The organism is Thermogutta sp. (assembly GCF_014359955.1).
GTDB lineage: Bacteria > Planctomycetota > Planctomycetia > Pirellulales > Thermoguttaceae > Thermogutta.
In genome coordinates, this window is sequence record NZ_JACIYL010000918.1 from 1 (window position 1) to 1,604 (window position 1,604).

Below are 1,604 nucleotides of genomic sequence, written 5' to 3' on the forward strand. Positions count from 1 at the left end.
AGGGGCTGAGTACCCAAACATCGTTATCATTCTTGCCGATGACCTGGGTTATGGCAGCGTGGGATGTTACGGGGCGCCGGCCAACCTTGTGCGAACCCCCAACATCGATCGGTTGGCCCGTGAAGGGAGACGTTTCACCGATGCCAACACGCCATCCTCTGTTTGCACACCGACGCGGTACGCCCTTCTCACCGGGCGCTATTGCTGGCGAACGTGGCTGAAACACGAGGTGGCGAGCGTTTTTTCGCCTCTTCTGATCGAGCCCGGCCGGCTCAATCTGGCCTCCATGCTGAAAAAGCACGGGTACGAGACGGCGGCGATTGGAAAGTGGCATCTTGGATATGGCACCGGGCCGCGGACCGATTACACCAAAGAATTACGACCCGGTCCGCTGGAGATCGGTTTTGACTATCATTTCGCCGTTCCCTCCAATCACGGAGATGTGACCGGGGTTTATGTGGAAAACCATTGGGTGTTCGGGCTTCGCTCGGATAAGCTCAATCCTGCGGACGTCGGCAGGAATTTCAACAATCGGCCATATCTCGGTCTGGATGCCCCCCAGCGCGTGGACGAGGAGGTGATGCCCACGCTGACGGCCAGGGCCGTCCAGTGGATCGAGCAACGCTCCGGCGACAGGCCGTTTTTCCTGTATTTCACTCCGGTGGCGGTCCACCGCCCGATAACGCCCTCCGCAGAAACAAAAGGGACGAGCGCCGCCGGCCCGTATGGCGACTGGATTCACGAGCTGGATCTCAGTGTTGGTCGTGTTCTGGACGCGCTGGATAGAAAAGGTTTTACCCCAAACACATTGGTCATTTTCACAAGTGACAATGGTGGGGTGAACAAGCCAACGCTGCCGGGCGATGAGACGAATGCTTTGAAGGCGGGACTGGCCATATGTGGACCATTCCGAGGCGGAAAGCATGATGTCTCGGAGGGTGGTTTTCGGGTGCCATTCATCGTGCGCTGGCCGGGGCATGTGCCGGCAGGGACCGTGTGCGACGAAATGATGAGCCTCACCGACGTGCTGGCCACAGTGGCGGCGATTGTGGGCGAGGAACTCCCTCCACCGGATGTTGCCGCTGAAGATAGTTACAACATGTTGCCGGCATGGCTCGACCGACCATACGCCGCGCCGATCCGGCCGGATATGATCGTTCACAGTGCCGACGGGAATTTCGCCATTCGCCGCGGGCCGTGGAAGTGGATCGAAGGGACTTATCACCCCGACACCCGCCCGGGGGCGCTGCGTCTGCGGGCGGACCAGTTTCACCCCCAGCTCTATCATCTTCGGGAAGACATTGCCGAAACGCGGGATGTGGCGGCCGAGCATCCGGAGATCGTCAAGGAATTGTCGGAGCTGTTGAATCTCTATCGGGATCGCGGCTACAGTCGCGGGGAGTCGACGGCTGCCCATCGTTAAGAGATGGGGGTGCCTCTCGCGGGGCTCTCCGAGAACGGACCTGACAGGCAGGTCCCTCCGGGCGACGTTTCGGAGGGGCACGCTTGTCGTGCCCGGGGAAAAGGAATTAATGATTCAACGTGCAACGGCGGACCCGACAGGCGGGTCCCTCCATTGTGTGGATTGGAGGATCGGGTGCCCC

At 60.2% G+C, this 1,604-nt stretch carries 1 protein-coding gene; it reads left to right on the forward strand.

The features are described from left to right. A partial coding sequence (locus H5U08_RS18185) for an arylsulfatase (protein ID WP_297036388.1) occupies positions 1 to 1,423 on the forward strand: 1,423 nt, incomplete at its 5' end. Between the last annotated feature and the right edge of the window lie 181 nt (positions 1,424 to 1,604).